Origin of the sequence: Nocardioides sp. Soil774 (assembly GCF_001428125.1) — a bacterium.
GTDB lineage: Bacteria > Actinomycetota > Actinomycetes > Propionibacteriales > Nocardioidaceae > Nocardioides.
On sequence record NZ_LMSM01000006.1, the window covers coordinates 265,831 to 283,227 of the forward strand.

20 protein-coding genes and 1 tRNA gene are annotated in these 17,397 nt (G+C 72.3%); 7 read left to right on the plus strand and 14 right to left on the minus strand.

Annotation, left to right across the window (positions count from 1 at the left end):
- Positions 1–34 precede the first annotated feature (34 nt).
- Positions 35–1,087 (minus strand): glucose 1-dehydrogenase, encoded by a 1,053-nt coding sequence (locus ASG76_RS06905; protein ID WP_056601708.1) that lies wholly within the window; start codon positions 1,085–1,087, stop codon positions 35–37.
- Entirely contained in the window at positions 1,075–1,527 is a 453-nt protein-coding gene (locus ASG76_RS06910; RefSeq protein ID WP_056601710.1) for a MarR family winged helix-turn-helix transcriptional regulator, read from the minus strand. Before ASG76_RS06910 ends, ASG76_RS06905 begins: the two co-directional genes overlap by 13 nt.
- A 93-nt stretch (positions 1,528–1,620) precedes the next feature.
- On the opposite strand from ASG76_RS06910, the gene ASG76_RS06915 reads away from it, so the two are divergent.
- From ASG76_RS06915 to ASG76_RS06925, 3 genes are read left to right on the plus strand one after another with little or no spacing between them, the layout of a single operon-like run.
- The gene (locus tag ASG76_RS06915) at positions 1,621–4,185 is read left to right on the plus strand and encodes a molybdopterin oxidoreductase family protein (protein ID WP_200948090.1); all 2,565 of its coding nucleotides are present in this window, start codon (positions 1,621–1,623) and stop codon (positions 4,183–4,185) included.
- On the plus strand, positions 4,185–4,646 hold the full coding sequence (locus ASG76_RS06920) for a hypothetical protein (protein ID WP_056601712.1): 462 nt from the start codon (positions 4,185–4,187) through the stop codon (positions 4,644–4,646). Before ASG76_RS06915 ends, ASG76_RS06920 begins: the two co-directional genes overlap by 1 nt.
- Positions 4,643–5,341: a CBS domain-containing protein gene (locus ASG76_RS06925; RefSeq protein WP_082587328.1), complete on the plus strand. Its 699-nt coding sequence runs from the start codon at positions 4,643–4,645 to the stop codon at positions 5,339–5,341. Before ASG76_RS06920 ends, ASG76_RS06925 begins: the two co-directional genes overlap by 4 nt.
- Positions 5,342–5,406: 65 nt before the next feature.
- On the opposite strand, the gene ASG76_RS06930 is transcribed toward ASG76_RS06925, so the two are convergent.
- The 6 genes from ASG76_RS06930 to ASG76_RS06955 form a co-directional block, all read right to left on the minus strand.
- A tRNA-Met gene (locus tag ASG76_RS06930) sits at positions 5,407–5,480 on the minus strand.
- Positions 5,481–5,538: 58 nt separating this feature from the next.
- The gene (locus ASG76_RS06935) at positions 5,539–8,526 is read right to left on the minus strand and encodes a UPF0182 family protein (RefSeq protein WP_082587329.1); all 2,988 of its coding nucleotides are present in this window, start codon (positions 8,524–8,526) and stop codon (positions 5,539–5,541) included.
- A complete protein-coding gene (locus ASG76_RS06940; RefSeq protein ID WP_056601719.1) occupies positions 8,523–9,131 on the minus strand; it encodes a PPA1309 family protein in 609 nt (202 codons plus the stop codon). Before ASG76_RS06940 ends, ASG76_RS06935 begins: the two co-directional genes overlap by 4 nt.
- Complete coding sequence (locus ASG76_RS06945) at positions 9,128–10,180, minus strand: PDZ domain-containing protein (RefSeq protein ID WP_056601722.1); 1,053 nt, start codon at positions 10,178–10,180, stop codon at positions 9,128–9,130. Before ASG76_RS06945 ends, ASG76_RS06940 begins: the two co-directional genes overlap by 4 nt.
- A gap of 48 nt (positions 10,181–10,228) precedes the next feature.
- Positions 10,229–10,489, minus strand: a complete 261-nt coding sequence (locus tag ASG76_RS06950) for a hypothetical protein (protein WP_235529439.1) — start codon at positions 10,487–10,489, stop codon at positions 10,229–10,231.
- Positions 10,490–10,531: 42 nt separating this feature from the next.
- Positions 10,532–10,957: a molybdenum cofactor biosynthesis protein MoaE gene (locus ASG76_RS06955; RefSeq protein ID WP_056601724.1), complete on the minus strand. Its 426-nt coding sequence runs from the start codon at positions 10,955–10,957 to the stop codon at positions 10,532–10,534.
- A gap of 85 nt (positions 10,958–11,042) precedes the next feature.
- On the opposite strand from ASG76_RS06955, the gene ASG76_RS06960 reads away from it, so the two are divergent.
- Complete coding sequence (locus ASG76_RS06960) at positions 11,043–12,356, plus strand: zinc-dependent metalloprotease (protein ID WP_056601727.1); 1,314 nt, start codon at positions 11,043–11,045, stop codon at positions 12,354–12,356.
- Positions 12,353–12,904, plus strand: a complete 552-nt coding sequence (locus ASG76_RS06965; RefSeq protein WP_056601730.1) for an NUDIX hydrolase — start codon at positions 12,353–12,355, stop codon at positions 12,902–12,904. Before ASG76_RS06960 ends, ASG76_RS06965 begins: the two co-directional genes overlap by 4 nt.
- A 13-nt stretch (positions 12,905–12,917) precedes the next feature.
- Here the strand turns inward: ASG76_RS06965 and ASG76_RS06970 are convergent, their stop codons facing one another.
- From ASG76_RS06970 to ASG76_RS06980, 3 genes are read right to left on the minus strand one after another with little or no spacing between them, the layout of a single operon-like run.
- On the minus strand, positions 12,918–13,457 hold the full coding sequence (locus tag ASG76_RS06970) for a M48 family metallopeptidase (RefSeq protein ID WP_056601737.1): 540 nt from the start codon (positions 13,455–13,457) through the stop codon (positions 12,918–12,920).
- Positions 13,458–13,507: 50 nt separating this feature from the next.
- The gene (locus ASG76_RS06975) at positions 13,508–14,551 is read right to left on the minus strand and encodes a PHP domain-containing protein (RefSeq protein WP_056601738.1); all 1,044 of its coding nucleotides are present in this window, start codon (positions 14,549–14,551) and stop codon (positions 13,508–13,510) included.
- Between the two features lie 10 nt (positions 14,552–14,561).
- Positions 14,562–15,380: an enoyl-CoA hydratase/isomerase family protein gene (locus ASG76_RS06980; protein ID WP_056601740.1), complete on the minus strand. Its 819-nt coding sequence runs from the start codon at positions 15,378–15,380 to the stop codon at positions 14,562–14,564.
- A gap of 190 nt (positions 15,381–15,570) precedes the next feature.
- Here ASG76_RS06980 and ASG76_RS19385 point away from each other — a divergent pair, with 190 nt between their 5' ends.
- Together ASG76_RS19385 and ASG76_RS06985 are read left to right on the plus strand one after the other, a co-directional pair.
- Complete coding sequence (locus ASG76_RS19385; protein ID WP_090969683.1) at positions 15,571–15,729, plus strand: DUF5679 domain-containing protein; 159 nt, start codon at positions 15,571–15,573, stop codon at positions 15,727–15,729.
- Between the two features lie 130 nt (positions 15,730–15,859).
- Positions 15,860–16,369, plus strand: coding sequence for a hypothetical protein (locus ASG76_RS06985; RefSeq protein ID WP_157559005.1), 510 nt, complete (start codon positions 15,860–15,862; stop codon positions 16,367–16,369).
- Between the two features lie 10 nt (positions 16,370–16,379).
- Here ASG76_RS06985 and ASG76_RS19060 read toward each other — a convergent pair whose 3' ends face one another.
- From ASG76_RS19060 to ASG76_RS06995, 3 genes are all read right to left on the minus strand, one after another.
- Positions 16,380–16,547, minus strand: a complete 168-nt coding sequence (locus tag ASG76_RS19060; protein WP_157559006.1) for a hypothetical protein — start codon at positions 16,545–16,547, stop codon at positions 16,380–16,382.
- A gap of 147 nt (positions 16,548–16,694) precedes the next feature.
- A complete protein-coding gene (locus ASG76_RS06990) occupies positions 16,695–16,889 on the minus strand; it encodes a hypothetical protein (RefSeq protein WP_056601744.1) in 195 nt (64 codons plus the stop codon).
- 53 nt (positions 16,890–16,942) lie between these two features.
- Positions 16,943–17,317 carry a WhiB family transcriptional regulator gene (locus ASG76_RS06995; RefSeq protein WP_056601746.1) on the minus strand — a complete coding sequence of 125 codons (375 nt, stop codon included), beginning with the start codon at positions 17,315–17,317 and terminating at the stop codon, positions 16,943–16,945.
- Between the last annotated feature and the right edge of the window lie 80 nt (positions 17,318–17,397).

Here is a 17,397-nt window from a genome sequence, read left to right on the forward strand (position 1 = left end):
CAATGCGCAGACGTGTTGTCAAGGAGGTGCGCTCTCACCCTTCGAGGGAGATGACCACCTTCACGTCCGCGCCCGAGCCCTCGAGGGCCGCGCCGAAGTCGTCGAGCGGCACGGTCGTGGTGATCAGCCTGCGCAACCAGTCGACGTCGGCGTCGGCGAGGTGGCGCGCGGCCGCGGCGTAGTGGCGCAGGTTGGCGTTGACCGACCCCAGGACGACGTCGTTCTCCAGCACGAGCTCGCGGTTGAGGCCACCGGCGTCGATCTCGAGCGCGCGTCCCTTCGCTGAGACGCCGGTGAGGCAGACGATGCCGTACGCAGCGGTCTCGGCGATCGCGTCGAACACCACCGATCCCGCGCCCGTCGCCTCGATGACCACGTCGGGGCGTGCCACCGCTGCCACCTCGGCGACAGTCCCGTGGTGGTACGTGGCGCCCAGGTCGCGGACCAGGGCCGGCTTGACCCCGTCGGTGACCCGGTCGAGGACGTGGACGTCGAGCCCCCGCTGCACGCCGATCATCGCGGCGAGCAGCCCGACGGGACCAGCGCCGGTCACCAGCACCGTGCGCGGCGAGAACCACGAACGCTCCCCCACCCTGTCGACCTGCTCCCAGGCCTTGGCCACGACGCTCGTGGGCTCGGTGAGCACGCCGGCCAGCCCCAGTCCTGCGGCGACCGGCACGGCGTGGCCCGCGGGGATCGTCCACAGCTCGCTCGCGAACCCGTCGAGCGCCTTGATGCCGCGCTCGGTGTAGCGGCCGTTGCGGCACATGTCCCACTCCCCGTGCGCGCAGGCACCGCACGGCACCGGGTCCGGCGAGCGGACGACGCCTACCACCATGTCACCAGGCGCGAAGTCGCTGCCCGGCGGCGCCTGCTCCACCCGCCCGAGGGACTCGTGCCCCAGGACGAGACGCTCGCGCCCCGGTGGCGCCCACCCGTAGTCGCCGCGCGCGATCTCGCGGTCCGTGCCGCACACGCCGACGGCCACACCCCGGACGAGGAGCTCGCCGGGGCCCGGCACGGGATCGGCGACCTCGACCACTCGCGCGGATCCGCCCGTCCCGGGCTCCGACGTCAGGGCACGCACACGGCCTCCTCGACCTCCATCGCCGCGGCGGCCTCCGCGAGGAACGCCAGCACCTCGCGACGGGCACGCGTCGGCATGACTGCGACCACGTCCAGCACGGCCGCCAGCCTGCGCTCGTGGACCGCCGCTAGCGCCTTCTCCCCGCGAGCGCTCAGCGCCACGAGGGACGCGCGGCCGTCAGCGGGGTCGGCCATCCTCTGCACCAGGCCCTGCGCGACCAGGCGGTCGACCAGGCGGCTCGCGCTGGACTGGTTGACCCCGAGGTCCGCCGCCAGGATGCCGACCCGTCGGGGGCCGTCGGTCGAGATGAGCAGGAGCACGCGGTGCTGCGGCACCGTCATCGGCACGGGCGCCGCGGCCACCGAGCGCAACGTGATGCCCATCAGCGCGCGTCCGACGCCGAGGAGCGCGTCGGCCACCTCCTGATCGGTCGTCTCCATGTGCTCCTCCTCCTCGGGCCCGCCCGCGGTCACCCCTCCGGGTCTGACTCACCAGTGCTCGGCGTGCTGAACTGAAACTACATGCTCTAGAGCATGCAGTTCTACCACCGCACGGAAGGCGCCCTCATGACCGACCGGATCGCCGACATCTTCGGCACCCGCACGCCCCACGCCAAGGGCACCGTGTGGCCCGCACGCGTCGACCAGCACCTCGACCCGGGCGTGGAGGAGGAGGCGGTCGACTCCTGGGTGCAGTCGGCCTGCCTGCTGTGCAGCAACGGCTGCGGCCTGGACATCGCGGTCAAGGACGGCCGCATGGTCGGCGTACGAGGTCGCGCCACCGACGTGGTCAACCACGGCCGCCTCGGCCCCAAGGGGCTCTACGGCTCCACCCGGTGGGCCAGCGCCGACGACCGGCTGACCCGGCCCCTCGTGCGCGAGGGCGACCGGCTGGTCGAGACCGACTGGGACACCGCGATGGGACGCATCGTCGAGCGGTCGAAGGCGCTCCTGGAGGAGAAGGGGCCCCTCAGCCACGGCTTCTACACCTCCGGGCAGCTGTTCCTCGAGGAGTACTACACGCTCGCGGTGATCGGGAAGGCCGGCCTCGGCACGCCGCACATGGACGGCAACACCCGGCTGTGCACCGCCACGAGCGCCGCGGCGTTCAAGGAGTCGTTCGGCGCCGACGGCCAGCCCGGGTCCTACACCGACATCGAGCACTGCGACGCACTCTTCCTCTTCGGGCACAACATGCCCGAGACCCAGTCGGTGCTGTGGGCACGCATACTCGACCGCACCCGAGGTGACGACCCGCCCCGGGTCGTCTGCGTGGACCCACGCCGCACCCTCGTCGCGCTCGAGGCCGAGCGCACGGGCGGCGTGCACCTCGCCCCGCGGGTCGGCACCAACCTCGCGCTCATGAACGGCCTGACCCGCGAGCTCTTCGTCAACGGCTGGGTCGACCAGGACTGGGTGGACGCCCACACGATCGGGGTGGACGACCTCCGCTCGACGGTCGAGCCCTGCACGCCCGAGCACGTGGCGGAGATCTGCGGCGTCGACGCCGACGACGTACGTCGCGCGGCGCGGATCTTCGGCGAGAGCGACGGCGTGCTGTCCACGGTGCTGCAGGGCTTCTACCAGTCGCACCAGGCCACGGCGGCCTCCGTCGCGGTGCACAACCTCCACCTGCTGCGCGGCATGATCGGCCGTCCCGGCGCGGGTGTGCTGCAGATGAACGGGCAGCCCACCGCGCAGAACAACCGCGAGTGCGGCGCCGACGGCGACCTCCCCGGCTTCCGCAACTGGGACAACGAGTCGCACGTCAAGGAACTCGCCGACGCGTGGGACGTCGACGTGATGACCGTCCCCCACTGGGCTCCGCCGACCCACGCGATGCAGATCTTCTCCTACGCCGAGACCGGGTCGATCGGCCTGCTGTGGATCTCGGCCACCAACCCCGCGGTGTCGATGCCCGAGTCCGCGCGCATCCGCAAGATCCTCGGCGGCGACCAGTGCTTCGTGGTCGTGCAGGACCTGTTCCTCACCGAGACCGCCGAGCTCGCCGACGTCGTGCTGCCTGCGGCCGGGTGGGGCGAGAAGGCCGGCTGCTACACCAACGTCAACCGCACCGTGCACCTGTCGGAGAAGGCGGTCGAGCCACCGGGTGAGGCGCGCAGCGACCTCGACATCTTCCTGGCCTACGCCGACGCCATGGGCTTCACCAACCGCTCCGGCGAGCCGCTCATCGGCTGGCGCAGCCCGGAGGAGGCCTTCGACGCGTGGGCGGCGGTCACCGCCGGCCGACCGGTCGACTACACCGGCCTCTCCTACGCCAAGCTGCGCGGTCCGACCGGCATCCCGTGGCCGGTCAACGACGAGCACCCCGACGGGACCGACCGGCTCTACGCCGACGCCGTGTTCCCCACCGACACCGACTACTGCGAGACCTACGGCCACGACCTCGCGACCGGCGGCACGGTCACGGAGACCGAGCACCGCGCGATGGCACCCGCGGGTCGCGCCTTCCTGAAGGGGGCGGCGTACACCCCGCCCCACGAGGAGCCGTCGGCGGAGTTCCCGCTGCGCTACACGACCGGGCGCACGGTCTACCACTTCCACACCCGCACCAAGACCGGGCGCTCGCGCGACCTCGACCAGGCCGCCCCCGACGCGTGGGTCGAGCTCTCCCCCGCCGATGCGCACGAGCGCGGGATCGAGGAGGGCGACTGGGTGCGCGTCACCTCCCCCCGCGGCGCCATCGAGGTGCGCGCCCGCGTGGGCAACGTGATGGACGGCGCGGTCTTCGCCCCGTTCCACTACGGCCACTGGGAGCCGGGGTCGGCACCTGGCGGCAGCCATGCCGATGCCGATCGGCGACTGGCCAACGAGCTGACCATGACCGTGTGGGACCCGGTCTCGAAGCAGCCCGCCTTCAAGACCGCGGCGTGCCAGGTCACCCGCGTCCGCGCCGGTGACGGACCCTCGCCGGCACCGACGACGGCCGCGTCCGCGCCGTCGCCCGACCACGACTTCCCGCTGTCGCGCCGGCCGCGGGCGACCGCGGGCGGAGGGCCGACCAGCAGCACCGAGCCGGCCGCGACACCGCACTACCCGCTCGACCCGGCCCTCGACTCGAGCGAAGGAGGCCGGTGATGCCGCACCTGACGACCTACCTCGGGCTCGCCGACCACAGCGAGAAGACGCTGGCCGAGTCGCTGCGCGCCGTCGCCGACGGGCATGCCCGCGTCGCGGACGTCTTCCACACCTGCCGGATGCTGGCCGACTGGTCGCAGGCAAACCGCGAGGCCCTGGCGCCCGTCGTCGAGCGCTACGGCGAGGCCGACGTCGAGGAGCCCGAGCGCCTCCACGCCGCCGGGCTGGCGGGCGCTCGCGAGGGCGAGGTCGGCCTGCTGCGCGACCTGCAGGACCTGCACGTCCTGGCCACGCTCGTCCAGACCACGTGGACCGTCATCGCGCAGGGCGCGCAGGGCCTGCGCGACCCCGAGCTCCTCGAGATCTCGCAGCACGCCGGCGCCCAGACGTCGCGCCAGCTGACCTGGCTGACCACCCGGATCAAGGTCGCTGCACCCCAGGCCCTCATAGTTGCTCCATGACGAGTCTGTCTGTCGGCGAGGTGATGGTGCGGACGCCGCTGGTGCGCGGCCGCTCCACGACGGTGGACGAGGCCCGGGCGTTCTTCGACAGCGACCACGTCCACATGCTGCTGATCACCGCCACCGGTCGCGTCGGGGAGCCGCTGCTGGGCACCGTCCTGCGCGGCGACCTCCCGGCGGTGGGCGCCGACGTCCTGCCGCACGCGCGCCTGACCGGGCGGACCGTCCGGCACGACGCGACGGCGGAGGAAGCACGCCAGGTGCTGGCGGCGGCGGGTCGGCGACGGCTCGCCGTGGTCGACGACGAGGGGCGGCTCACCGGACTGCTCTGCCTCAAGCGCGACGGCACCGGGTTCTGCTCCGACAGCGACGTCGCCTCGCGGCGCGCCGACCGGACCGACCCCGAGCCCCGTCGTGAGCACGACGAGGGGCACGGTCGCCCCGAGTCCGGGCCGCCCGGTGGACTGGTCGAGGTGCTGACCCGCTGGGAGCGATCCGGAGGACGGTGGACCGTGCTCGGCTCGAGCGACGAGTGGATCGACGTCGGCCTGCTCAGCCCCGACGGCGCCGAGCAGGTCTCCCGCGTGAGCAGCGCACGTACGTCGGTGCTGCACCACTTCCTCGCCGGCCGCACCAGCAGCACGGACCCGTACGCCGACCCCGCGGGCGCCGGCCCGGGCCAGCCCCGCCCCTGAGCGCTGCCGCGTCCGGACATGCGAGAGGCCCTCACAGTCAGACTGTGAGGGCCTCTCGAACTTTGTAGCGGGGGCAGGATTTGAACCTGCGACCTCTGGGTTATGAGCCCAGCGAGCTACCGAGCTGCTCCACCCCGCGTCGGTGAACAGAACATTACAGGGGCGGCTGCGAGAGCCCAAATCGGGGGTGCCCGGCCTCAGCCGGCGAGGCGTACGGCCTGCTCGATGAGGGCCCGTCCCTCCTCCATCAGCCGCGCCCACTTCACCGTGTTGCCCGCCGCCTGGGCCGCGTCGGCCTGGGCGAACTTGGCCTCGGCCTGTCGCAGCAGGTCACGGATCTGCGCCTGCGTGCCGGCAGGTGCCGGCGTGCTCGGCGAGGCCGACGGCGACTCGCTCGGCGAGGTCGACGGGGTCTCGGTGGGGCTGGGCGTCGGCGTGCCCGTCGGCGTCTGCGGCGTGGACACCGCGCCGTTGCGCGAGTCCGCGATGGCCTCCTCCAGGGTCTCGCCGATGCCGACGCGGCCCTGGTAGGACACCAGCACGAAGCTCAGCACCGGGAAGGCCGACTCGCTGTCGCGCCGCGTGTAGAGCGGCTGGACGTACATGAACGAGTTGTCGATCGGCAGCGTGAGCAGGTTGCCGAAGATCGGCTCGGCGTCACCGTTGGTGAAGCTGAGCAGCTGCTGGCGCACCGTCTCGTCGGTGCTGAGCGCGGCGGCGATCTGGACGGGGCCGTCGGTGCGCCCGTTGGGCAGCTCGCGCACCGAGATCTTGCCGTAGTTGTCCTCGTCGGTGGCGTCGCTGTTGACGCTCATGTAGGCCACCAAGGTCTCGCGCTCGCGCGGGACGTAGACCGAGGTCAGCGACCAGGTCTGCTTGCCGTCCTCGTCGATGAAGAAGCGGTAGGGCGGCTGCAGCCGGGTTGAGTCCTTGACGGTCGGATCCTTCGGCACGACCCAGCGGGTGGAGCCCTCGAACCAGTCCTTGGCCGAGGTCTCGTGGTAGCGCTGGAACTGGTAGCGCTGGGCCTTGAACAGGTCCTCGGGGTAGCGCAGGTGCGACATGAGCGCGTCGGGGATCTGGTCGCGGCTCTGGATCAGGTCGGGGAACACCTCGCTCCAGGCCTTCAGGATCGGGTCCTCTTCGTCCCAGGCGTAGAGCGTCACCGTGCCGTCGTAGGCGTCGACCGTGGCCTTCACCGAGTTGCGCAGGTAGTTCACCTCGTCGGTCGGCAGCGTCTGGAAGCCGTCGTTCTGCTGCAGCGAGTCGAGCGTCATCGTGTCGAACGACTCACGCTGCGAGAGCGGGTACTTGTCGGTGACGGTGTAGCCGTCGAGCACCCACTGGATGCGGCCGTCGACCACCACGGGATAGGGGTCGGAGTCGACGGTGAGCCACGGTGCGACCTTCTCGACCATCGAGCGCGGGTTGCGGTCGTAGAGCACCTTGGAGTTCTTGTTGACGCGACCGGCGAGCAGGAAGTTGGGCTCGCTGAACTTCACCGCGTAGAGCAGCTTGTGGAACAGGCTCCCGACCGGCACACCGCCCTTGCCGCCGTACGTCGTCTCCGGGGTCTCCGCGTCCTCGTCCGAGGGCAGCACCAGCTCGACGTCGCGGCCGTCGGCGGGCTTGCCGACGACGCTGTAGTCGGGGCTGGTCTCGCCGAAGTAGACGCGGGTCTCGACACCGTCGGCCGACAGGGCGGTGAGGTCGTCCTGGCCGGCCTCCTGACCCTCGGCCCACTGGATGTTGGACGACTGGCTGGAGTCGTCCTGGGGCCGCTGGTTGGCGTAGGCGGCGATGACGCCGTCACCGTGGGTGTAGACGGTGTGCAGGTTGTTCCAGTTGCGGTCGCCGGCGTCGATGCCCTGCTGGTCGAGCTCGCGCACGCCCAGCACGACCGCGCGGTCGGTGCCGTCGATCTCGTAGCGGTCGACGTCGAGCACGTCGCTGACCGAGTAGTAGGCGCGCACCTGCTGCTGCTGCTCGAAGACCTCGCTGACGATCTTCGGGTCGACGAGCGGGACGCTGGAGGTCACCTCGTCGAGCTCGGCGAGCTTGCCGCCGCCACTGACCGGCGTGTCGTCGACCGAGGTCGTCTCGACCTGGTCGAGGCCGTACGCCTTGCGCGTGGCGTCGATGTTGGCCTGGATGTAGGGGCCCTCACGGTCGGGGACGTTGGGGTTGACCCGGATCGCCTGGACGACGGTGGGCACGATCAGGCCGAGGATGATCGCGGAGAGCGCGAAGAGCGCCACGCCCACCGAGGGCAGGAGCCACGTGCGCCGCCAGATGTTGGCGAGGAAGAGGATCGCGCAGACCACCGCGATGCCGGCCAGGATCTCCTTGGCGGGCAGCACGGCCTTGTCGTCGGTGTAGCCCATGCCGGTGAAGATCGACCCCGAGTGGGTGACCAGGTCGAAGCGGTCGAGCCAGTAGTCGACGGCCTTGGCGAGCACGAACATCGCCAGGAGTGCCGAGACCTGGATCTGCGCGGCGCTGGTGAGCCGCTCCCCCGGGCGGGCCGAGAAGCGGATGCCGCCGAAGAGGTAGTTGACCAGGATCGAGGCCATCAGCCCGACCACGGCCAGCGCCATGACGTAGTCGACGACGTAGTGCCAGAAGGGCAGCTCGAAGACGTAGAAGCCGACGTCCTTCTTGAAGTAGGGGTCGGTGGTGCCGAAGGGCTGGCTGTGGCGCCACAGCGAGTAGCTGCGCCACTGCCCTGTCGCGGAGGCGCCCGCGAACAGGCCCATCACGGTCGCCGCCCCGCCGATCACCCAGCCCATGCGCGGCGACAGCAAGTCGCGGTAGCGGTCCATCCCGTCGTCGGGCGTCCCGGGCATCCCCGGCCACAGCACCGGGCGGAAGCGGTAGGCCATCGCCATGGACAGGCCGACGGTGGCGGCCATCAGTCCCGCGAAGACGAAGAACAGCCCGACCCGGGTCAGGAGCAGGGTGGTGAAGACGTCGCCCTGCTTGAGCGAGCGGAACCACAGGCGCTCGGTCCAGAACGACGCGAAGCCGCTGAGCAGCATGAAGGCGACGATCAGCACGATGACCGTGATGACCAGGGCGCCGGGCCGGCGCGAGGCGGGCCGGGGTCGCGTCGCACCGGGTCCGCCCGGACGCTGGGGTCCGCCGGGACCGCTCGGGCCGCTGGGTCGGTCGAAGGGATTGCTCATGCCTGCCCCTGCTCGGGTGAGTCGTGGAGGGTCGCGTGGAGGAGGTCGAGCAGGCCCGGCACGAGCCCGGTGCCGTCGACGACCGACTGCTCGTCGTCGTGGGCGCGCAGCCGCAGGGCACAGTACGACGCGCCGGCGCGGGTCACGCCGGCCACCATCCGCACCTCCTGGCGATCGGGGTGCTCGCGGGCGAACAGCTCGGCGGCGGTGGGGTCGTCGGGGATGTCGTCGTCGACGCCGGGCGGCAGCACCAGCCGCTCGATGACGGCCGCACAGCCGTCGACGCTCGGCGGCCACGCGATGGTCTGCAGGGCCTCCTCGAGCGACTGGCCCGCCGGCAGGCCGTCCTGCTCGATCGGGGTGAGGGAGCCGTCGTCGGCCGGCCCGTCGATCTCCATCGCGGCCGCGAGCGCGGGCTCCTGGGCGACGAGCTCGGCGGTGTCGACCAGCGCGTAGAGCCGCGCCGGCTGGTCCCAGCCCGACTGGGCCACGTGCGCCTCGATCTCCAGCACGGCCGTCGCGAGCGCCGGGTCCTCCGGGAGCGCCGGCGCCTGCGCGGCACCGCCGTCCGGCACGTCGGAGGGAAGGTCTGACGGGGTGGTCATGAGGCGGTGTCCTCGCAGCTCGGGAGCGGGGCGTTGGGGTCGTCGACCCACGTCGACAGGGTCTCGACGGCGCTGTGCATCGTGGTGGCCTTCGCCAGCCGCATGTCACCGGGGTCGACTCCCCCGATGCCGTCGCAGTTGTCGGCCGGGACGAGGAACAGGTCGGCGCCTGCGTCGCGGGCCGCGGCGATCTTCTGCTGGATGCCGCCGATGGGACCGACCTTGCCGTCCGGGGTGATCGTCCCGGTGCCGGCGATGTCGAAGCCGTCCGTGACCGACCCCGGGGTCAGGGTGTCGTAGATCGCCAGCGACATCATCAGCCCGGCGCTGGGTCCACCGATGTTGTCGGCGATGTCGACGCTGACGCGGTAGGGGAAGTCGAAGCCCACGCCAGGGGTGATGCCGACCCGCAGGTCCTCGCCCACCTTCTTCGGCGTGATGTCGGTGGTGACCTGCTCGTCGCCACGGCGTACGACGAAGCGGATCGGCTGGCCGGCACGGGCCCGGTCGACCGCGTCGACGACGTCCTGCGCCTGGGTGACCTTGGTGCCGTCGACCTCGAGCAGCACGTCGCGCACCTTGAGCTTGCCCTCGGCCGGCAGGCCGGGAGTGACGTCGAGGACCTCCACGATCGGGTCGACCTTCTCGCCGAGCTCGGTAAGCGCGGCGGCGACCGCGGTGTCCTGCGACGACACCATCGCGACCGCGGACTCGCGGTCGTTGGACGCGTCGGTCTCGTCGGGGGCGTAGACCGACGACCGCGGCCACACCGCGGCGTCGGGGTCGAAGTAGGCGCGCAGCAGGTCGGGGAGGGTGACGTGCTCCTGTGGGGTGCTGACGTAGACGGTCGTCATCCGCAGCTCGCCGTCGTCGTAGTAGGCCTTGTGCCCGCTGACCTGCACGGTCTCCTCACCGTCGTTGGTGGCGAGGATGTCGACGGTCGGGCCGGGGTAGTAGGTGATGTAGGGCAGCGGCACGAAGATCGCGGTCCCCCACAGCACCGCCAGCAGGCACAGCGCGAGCAGCCCCGCCCTGGTCCGCTGAGTCATGGCGCAACTCTCTCAAACGGCCGCAACTGGCCGGGCACCAGTCGACGACTACGACGCGCGGCGACCGGAGCCGCCCGCCGGGCCGGACCCGTGGCTGGGTCGTACGGCGATGCCGGTGCTGCGGTCGCGTGCCGGCGTCGCCGTACGCCGGGTGCCGGCAGGCAGGTCCTTGGCCAGGGCCTTGCCGAGCCGCTCGACGGCGACGTCGCGGTCGACCTCGCCGCGCCCGTCGCGGCTGGACCACGACACCCACAGCATCGCCGCGAGCGTCACCAGGACGGACGGCACGAGCCACAGCAGGATCTCCACGCCTGGAGCCTAGGCGTCGGCGAGGGGGCGGGCGGGCAGGCGCTACGGCGTGCCGACCCACTCCTCGCTCTGGTCGTCGAAGACCTGGTGCTTCCAGATCGGCACCTCGGCCTTGAGGGTGTCGATGAGGTCGCGCGAGGCCGCGAACGCGTCGCCGCGGTGGGCCGCGGTGGTGGCCACCACGACAGCAAGGTCCCCGATGCGCAGCTGGCCGACGCGGTGCACCGCTGCCACGCCGCGCACGTCGTGCGCCCCCGCCACCCGACGGCACACGTCCTCCAGCCGGGCCAGCGCGGTGGGGTGGGCGGAGTAGTCGAGGGCAGTGACGCCCTTGCCGCCGTCGTGGTCGCGCACCTGGCCGACGAACAGGGTGAGGCCACCGGCTCCGTCGTCGCCGAGGGCGTCGAGGACCTCCCCCACGTCGAGCGGGGTGTCGCGGATGTCGACGAGGCGCACGGGGTCGGTCACGCCTCGGAGTCTAGGCGAGCGGCGGTCCTGCCGGCGGGTGTCGGCGGGGGCGCGCGGGCTGGGGAGGATGGGTAACGTGGGTGTCATGAGTGACACCCCCGGCGGCCCCGGTTCCGGTCAGGGCCCCGACGACGCCAACCCGTTCAAGGGCACGCCCTTCGAGCAGATCTTCTCCCAGATGGGCGGCTTCGGCGCCGGCGGCGCGATGCCCGACCTCAACGCGCTGATGGCGCAGATGCAGTCGCTGTTCGCCCCGCACGACGGCCCGGTCAACTGGGACAGCGTCCTCGACCTGGCCCGCCGTGCCGCCGCGCAGGAGCCCGACCCCAGCGTGACCCCGGCGCAGGCCGCGGCCGTCGCCGACGCCGTACGCCTCGCCGACCACTGGCTCGACACCACCACCGAGTTCCCGTCCGGCGTCACCACCACCGCTGCGTGGTCGCGCGCGGAGTGGATCGTGGAGACCCTCGACGTGTGGAAGGTGCTCGTGGAGCCGATCGCCGGCTCCGCCACCGCCGCGCTCGGCCAGGCGATGCCCGAGGAGATGAAGCAGCTCGCCGGTCCGCTCATGGCCATGCTCGGCAAGGCGAGCGGCGCGATGGTCGCCTCCCAGGTCGGCAGCGGCCTCGGCGCGCTCGCCGGCGACGTGCTGAGCGCCTCCGACATCGGCCTGCCGCTGGGCCCCATCGGCAAGGCGGCCTTGCTGCCCACCAACGTCTCGGCCTTCGCCGCCGAGCTCCCCGACGTCACCGACGACGACGTCCTGCTCTACCTCGCGCTGCGCGAGGCCGCCCACCAGCGGCTCTTCGCCGGCGTCCCGTGGCTGCGCGACCACCTGATCGGCGCGGTCGCTGAATACGGCGCGGGCATGGACTTCGACACCTCCGGCATGGAGGAGAAGCTGCGCGAGGTCGACCTGGCCAACCCTGCTGCGATGCAGGACGCGATGGCCGGGGGCCTGTTCGACCCCGAGCCGTCGCCGGCGCAGAAGGCCGCGCTGCAGAAGCTCGAGGTCACCCTCGCGCTCGTGGAGGGCTGGGTCGACGAGGTCGTCGGGCAGGCCACCGCCGAGCGGATGCCGGCCGCGGCCAAGCTGCAGGAGACCGTACGCCGTCGCCGCGCCGCGGGCGGGCCTGCCGAGCAGACCTTCGCCACGCTCGTCGGCCTCGAGCTGCGCCCGCGCCGGCTGCGTGACGCCTCCACGCTGTGGGGCTCGCTGCGCACGCGGCAGGGCGCGGAGGCGCGCGACGGGGTGTGGATGTCGCCGCACCTGCTGCCCACCGCCGATGACCTCGACGACCCGCTGGGCTTCCGCGAGGACTCCGTCGCGCCCGAGGAGCTGACCGAGGACGAGTGGGACGCCGGCCTGCGCGACCTGCTCGACGGCGGCGACGAGTGACCCCTGACCTCCACGCCAGCGCCACGTCGGTGCTGGCGGGCTGGACGCCGCGGTCGCCGGAGCAGGCGGCGCTGCGCGACCGCTTCCTCACCCACCTCGCTGCCCACCCCGACGGCCTCGCCAAGGCGTGCTTCCCCGACCACCTGACCGCAGGCGCGATCGTCGTCTCGCCGCGAGCCGACGCCGTCCTGCTCAACCACCACCGCAAGGCCGACGCGTGGCTGGCGTTCGGTGGTCACCTGGAGCCGGGCGACGCCTCGCTTGTCGACGGCGCGCGGCGCGAGCTGGTCGAGGAGTCCGGGCTGTCCGCCTTCGAGCTCGACCCCGAGCCGCTGTCGCTCGACGCCCACGCGGTCGAGTTCTGCTCCGACCGCGGCACCGTCCACCACCTCGACGTACGGTTCGTCGCCGTCGCCGAGCCCGACGGCTCGCACGCCACGAGCGAGGAGTCGCTCGACGTGCGCTGGTGGCGCGTCGACGACCTGCCGGACACCTTCGACGACATGTACGTCCTCGTCGACGCCGCCGTCGCCCGCGTGCGGGGCTGAGGCACCGCGGACCTCAGGCCTCGTCCACCCCGGGCGGGGGTTCGAGGCGGGCAGCCGCGGAGTAGCCCTCGAGGTAGCCCTTGGCCTTCTCGGCGCGCGGGTAGCGGTCGACCCACGCCCAGAACTGCGGCGTGTGACCGGCCTCCAGCAGGTGGGCGAGCTCGTGCACCAGGACGTAGTCGACGACCCAGCCGGGCATGTGCTGGAGCCGGTCGCTGAGGCGGATCGTGCGGTCGCTGGGGGTGCACGAGCCCCAGCGCGCGTTCTGGTTGGTCACCCAGCGCACCGACGCCGGCACCGCGAGCCCACCGAAGTAGTGGTCGCTGAGCTTGGTCGCCCGTGCGACCAGGTCGTCGTCGGAGCGCAGCTTGCGCCGCTCCTGGCGCTGGATCCGGGCGACCATGTCGGCCACCCAGGTGTCCTCGTCGCGCTTGCTCATCGTGGCCGGGATCAGCACCACGATGCGCTCGCCGTCGCGGTAGGCCGAGACCGTACGTCGTCGCCGGCGCGAGCGACGCACCTCCACCTCGGGGGTGCTGGGCGACGTGCTCATGGGTCGAACCTAGCCGCCGGCACCCACACAGGAGCAGTGCCACGCGCAGCTCACAGGCGCGCGGCGGCCCACTCCAGGAGCCGGTCGCGCTCCCAGGTGTTGACGATCCGGTCGGGGTCGATGCCGGCCTCCGCCGCCCTGGCGGCGCCGAAGTCGAGCATGTCGAGCTGGCCGGGCGCGTGCGCGTCGGAGTCGATGGAGAACAGGCAGCCGAGGTCCCGGGCGAGCTCGAGCAGGCGCGTGGGCGGGTCGCGGCGCTCGGGCCGTGAGTTGATCTCGACCGCCACGCCTTCCTCGACGCACGCGGTGAAGACGGCCTCGGCGTCGAACTGGCTCTGCGCGCGGGTGCCGCGACCACCCGTGACCAGCCGGCCGGTGCAGTGGCCGAGCACGTTGGTGTGCGGGTCGCGCACCGCGCCGACCATGCGCCGCGTCATCGCCGGGGCCTCCATCTTCAGCTTGGAGTGCACCGACGCCACCCGCACGTCGAGGCGCCGGAGCATCTCCGGGGTCTGGTCGAGCGAGCCGTCGTCGAGGATGTCGACCTCGATGCCCTTGAGCAGGGTGAAGGAGCCGCCGAGGTGCTCGTTGACGGCGTCGACCACGCCCAGCTGGCGCGCCAGCCGCTCGGCGCTCAGCCCGTTGGCGACCCGCAGCCGCGGGCTGTGGTCGGTCAGCACGAGGTAGTCGTGGCCCAGCTCGATGGCCGTCATCGCCATCTCCTCCAGCGGTGAGCCGCCGTCGGACCAGTCGGAGTGCGAGTGCAGGTCGCCGCGCAGGAGGGCGCGGACCTCCTCGCCGCCCCGGGCGAGCGGCCCCGCCGTGCGCTCCAGCGCCACCAGCCGCTCGGGCACCACCCCGTTGCAGGCGTCGGTGATCACCGCGGCCGTGCTCGGCCCGATGCCCGGCAGCTCGGTGAGCGTGCCCGCGGAGGCGCGACGGCGTACGTCGTCCTCGCCCAGCGGGAGGATCGTGCGCGCGGCGTTGCGGAACGCCTCGATGCGGCGGGTCTCCTCACGCTGGCGCTCCATGAGGAACGCGATCCGGCGCAGCGTGGCCACCGGTCCGCGTACGTCGTCCCCCTGCAGGCTCACCGCGGTCTCCTCAGCGCCCCTGGAACCGGGCCGGGCGCTTGTCGCGGGCCGCGGCGATGCCCTCCTGCAGGTCGGCCGTCGCCAGCGTGACCGGCTGGGCGAGCGCCTCCCACTGCAGGGCGGACTCGAAGTCGGCGTGCCCGCCGTCGGCGAGGGCGATCTTGGTGAGCCGGGCCGCGATGGGGGCGGTCGCCGCGATGCCGGCGGCGGTGGCCATCACCTCGTCGAGGAAGGCGTCGGGCTCGATCACGCGCGACACCATGCCGAGTCGCAGCGCCTCGTCGGCGTCCACGACGCGGCCGGTGAGGAGCAGGTCGCGGGCGTGGGCGAGGCCGACCACCTCGGGCAGCAGCCACGTGCCGGCCATCCCGGCGTGCATGCCGAGCTTGTTGAACGGCATGCCGAGCCGGGCGCCGGAGGCGGCGTAGCGGATGTCGCAGGCCAGGGCCAAGCACAGGCCCGCGCCGATGGCGGGGCCGTTGACGGCGGCGATGGTCGGCACCTCGAGGCGGCGCACCGAGAGCCACGCGCGGTAGAACGGCATCATCCGCGAGCGGAGGTGGTCGACGCTCGCGTCGGGCTCGCTCGCGATCCACGACGTGTTGCCGCCCGAGCAGAAGGCGCTGCCCTCGCCCGTCACGACCACTGCGCGCACCGAGGAGTCGGCGGCGATCCGGTCGATCGCCTCGACCCACGACGAGGTCATCTCGTCGCTCATCGCGTTGCGCATCGCCGGGTTGTCGAGCGTGAGCAGCACGACCCCCTCCGACGGGCGCTCGAGACGCAGGTGGGGCAGCTCGGACGGGTCGTGTGAGGGGTGCTCAGGCATGGCTCGACCCTACCGATCGCGACCGACGTCCGGATCGGCGGTTTCACGCTCAGCGCGTGTGGTGCGTGAGCGTGGGCCACGCGTGGCGTAGGGTCGCCTGCGGAGCCCTGGCGACCGCCGGGCTCCCCGGCGGGCTTCCCCACAGCAACCCCGTCGCGACGACCACGAAGTAACGAGCAAGGAGGCCGTCATGGCGGAGACCTGGAGTGGTGAGTTCTACTGCGTCAAGTGCAAGGAGAAGCGCGAGGCGGAGGGCGAGATCAAGGTCAACGACAAGGGCACCAAGATGGCCAAGGGCGTCTGCCCGGTCTGCGGCACCAACCTGAACCGCATCCTCGGCAAGGCGTGATCCTCACCCCTTGAGCTGACAGCGGCGGCGACACCTCCGGGTGTCGCCGCCGCTGCGCATTTCATCCGCACCCGGCGACGAGGCTGTGGACGACGGCCCGACGACGGCCACGGAGTGCCAGCGTGGGCACGTGCATCCGTCCCCGCGTCCCGGCGCCGGCTCCCTCCGCGTCCAGCTCTCCTGCCCCTCGCAGTGGCGCGACCCTGCCACCGCCGCCCTCGCCGCCGCCGGCGTGGTCGTGACCGGCGATGCCGCGGTGGGAGTCAGCATCGCGCCGGGCCGCACGGTGTCGGCCACGGTCGACGACTGGACCGTGGCCTCGCTCCCGCACCTGCTCGTCGCCGTCACGTCGTACGCCGTCGAGGTGGGGCCGTGGGCCGCGCCGGGCCTCGGCCCGTGCGCGCGCTGCGTCGCCGCCGAGGTGCTCGACGAGGGCGACCCGTCCCGCCTGCCCGAGGTGCCCCGGGCGCTGCTGTCGCTGGCCTCGGGCGCCGCGGCGCGCGACCTCGGCAGGTGGGCGCGCGGTGAGCTGCCGCACACCTGGCTCACCTCGTGGCGCTTCGACCACGAGCCGGTGCCGAGCGCGCGGCGCTGGCAGCGCCACCCCTATTGCGGGTGCGACTGGTTCGACACGGCCTGAGCCGCGTCCCTCACCACCACTCGCTGTCGAGCTTGCCCTCCATGGCCCGCAGGTGCGTGCGCGAGCAGGAGTCGCAGTAGGACACCCTCCGTCCCCGCTCGACCGCGGTCGTCCAGGTCAGCGTCTCGGCCTGCGGCGCCTGCGTGCCGCAGAAGGCGCAGGTCACGGTCTCGCTCACGCCACGAGGCTACTCCGCCGCGCTGCGGGCACCGGAGGGGAAATGGCCACGAGCCGGTACGTCGTCACCGTGACGACGTACCGGCTCGTGGGTGTCGGCTCACCCGCGATCAGGGCGAGGGCTGAGGTGTCCCCCAGGGGGCTCGGATCAGATCGCGCGGGCGAGGGCGAGACGTGCCTGCAGCGCGGCCTGCTCGGCCTTGCGGCTCATACGACGAGCCATGGCGAGGTGGTGGCCCCGCCGCAGTGCGTGCGCCTCTCCCAGGCGCGCGGACATTTGTGCGCGCGCGAGTTCTTCATGCATGAGATTCATGTCGTTGCGTCCATTTCGGTAGGTCTTCATGGTGTGTGTAATTCCTGTACTTCCTCGATCGGAGATGGGAGCTGCGGTGACGCCTACGCGGCGGCCCCGTCCTTGTGCGTCGCGGCTGCGACCTGCTCGGACTTGCGGGGCCGGCCTCGCGGCCGCTTGCGCGGGATCACCACGCCCTGGAGGAAGAGCTCTCCCCCCCAGACACCCCACGGCTCGCGTCGCTCGAGCGCTCCGTCGAGACAGAGCGCCTGGACGGGACAGTCCGTGCACAGCGCCTTGGCGTGCTCGACGTCCGCGGGGGACTCGGCAAACCACAGCTCTGCGTCGTTGATGCGGCAGGGCAGCAGCTCTTCATCCACCTCGGCGGCTGCGTCGTGCAGGGCTCCGAGCGGAGCCTGGGGCTCCAGCTGGATCGTGACGTCGGCAGCGCGGTCGCGGACGAGTTCGCTGATGGTCATGTGTTCACCTCCTTCTCGTTGACCTGATCGCGGGTTGATGACTCGGTGCTGGACAAACAGAAAGGCCGCGGATCCCGGTG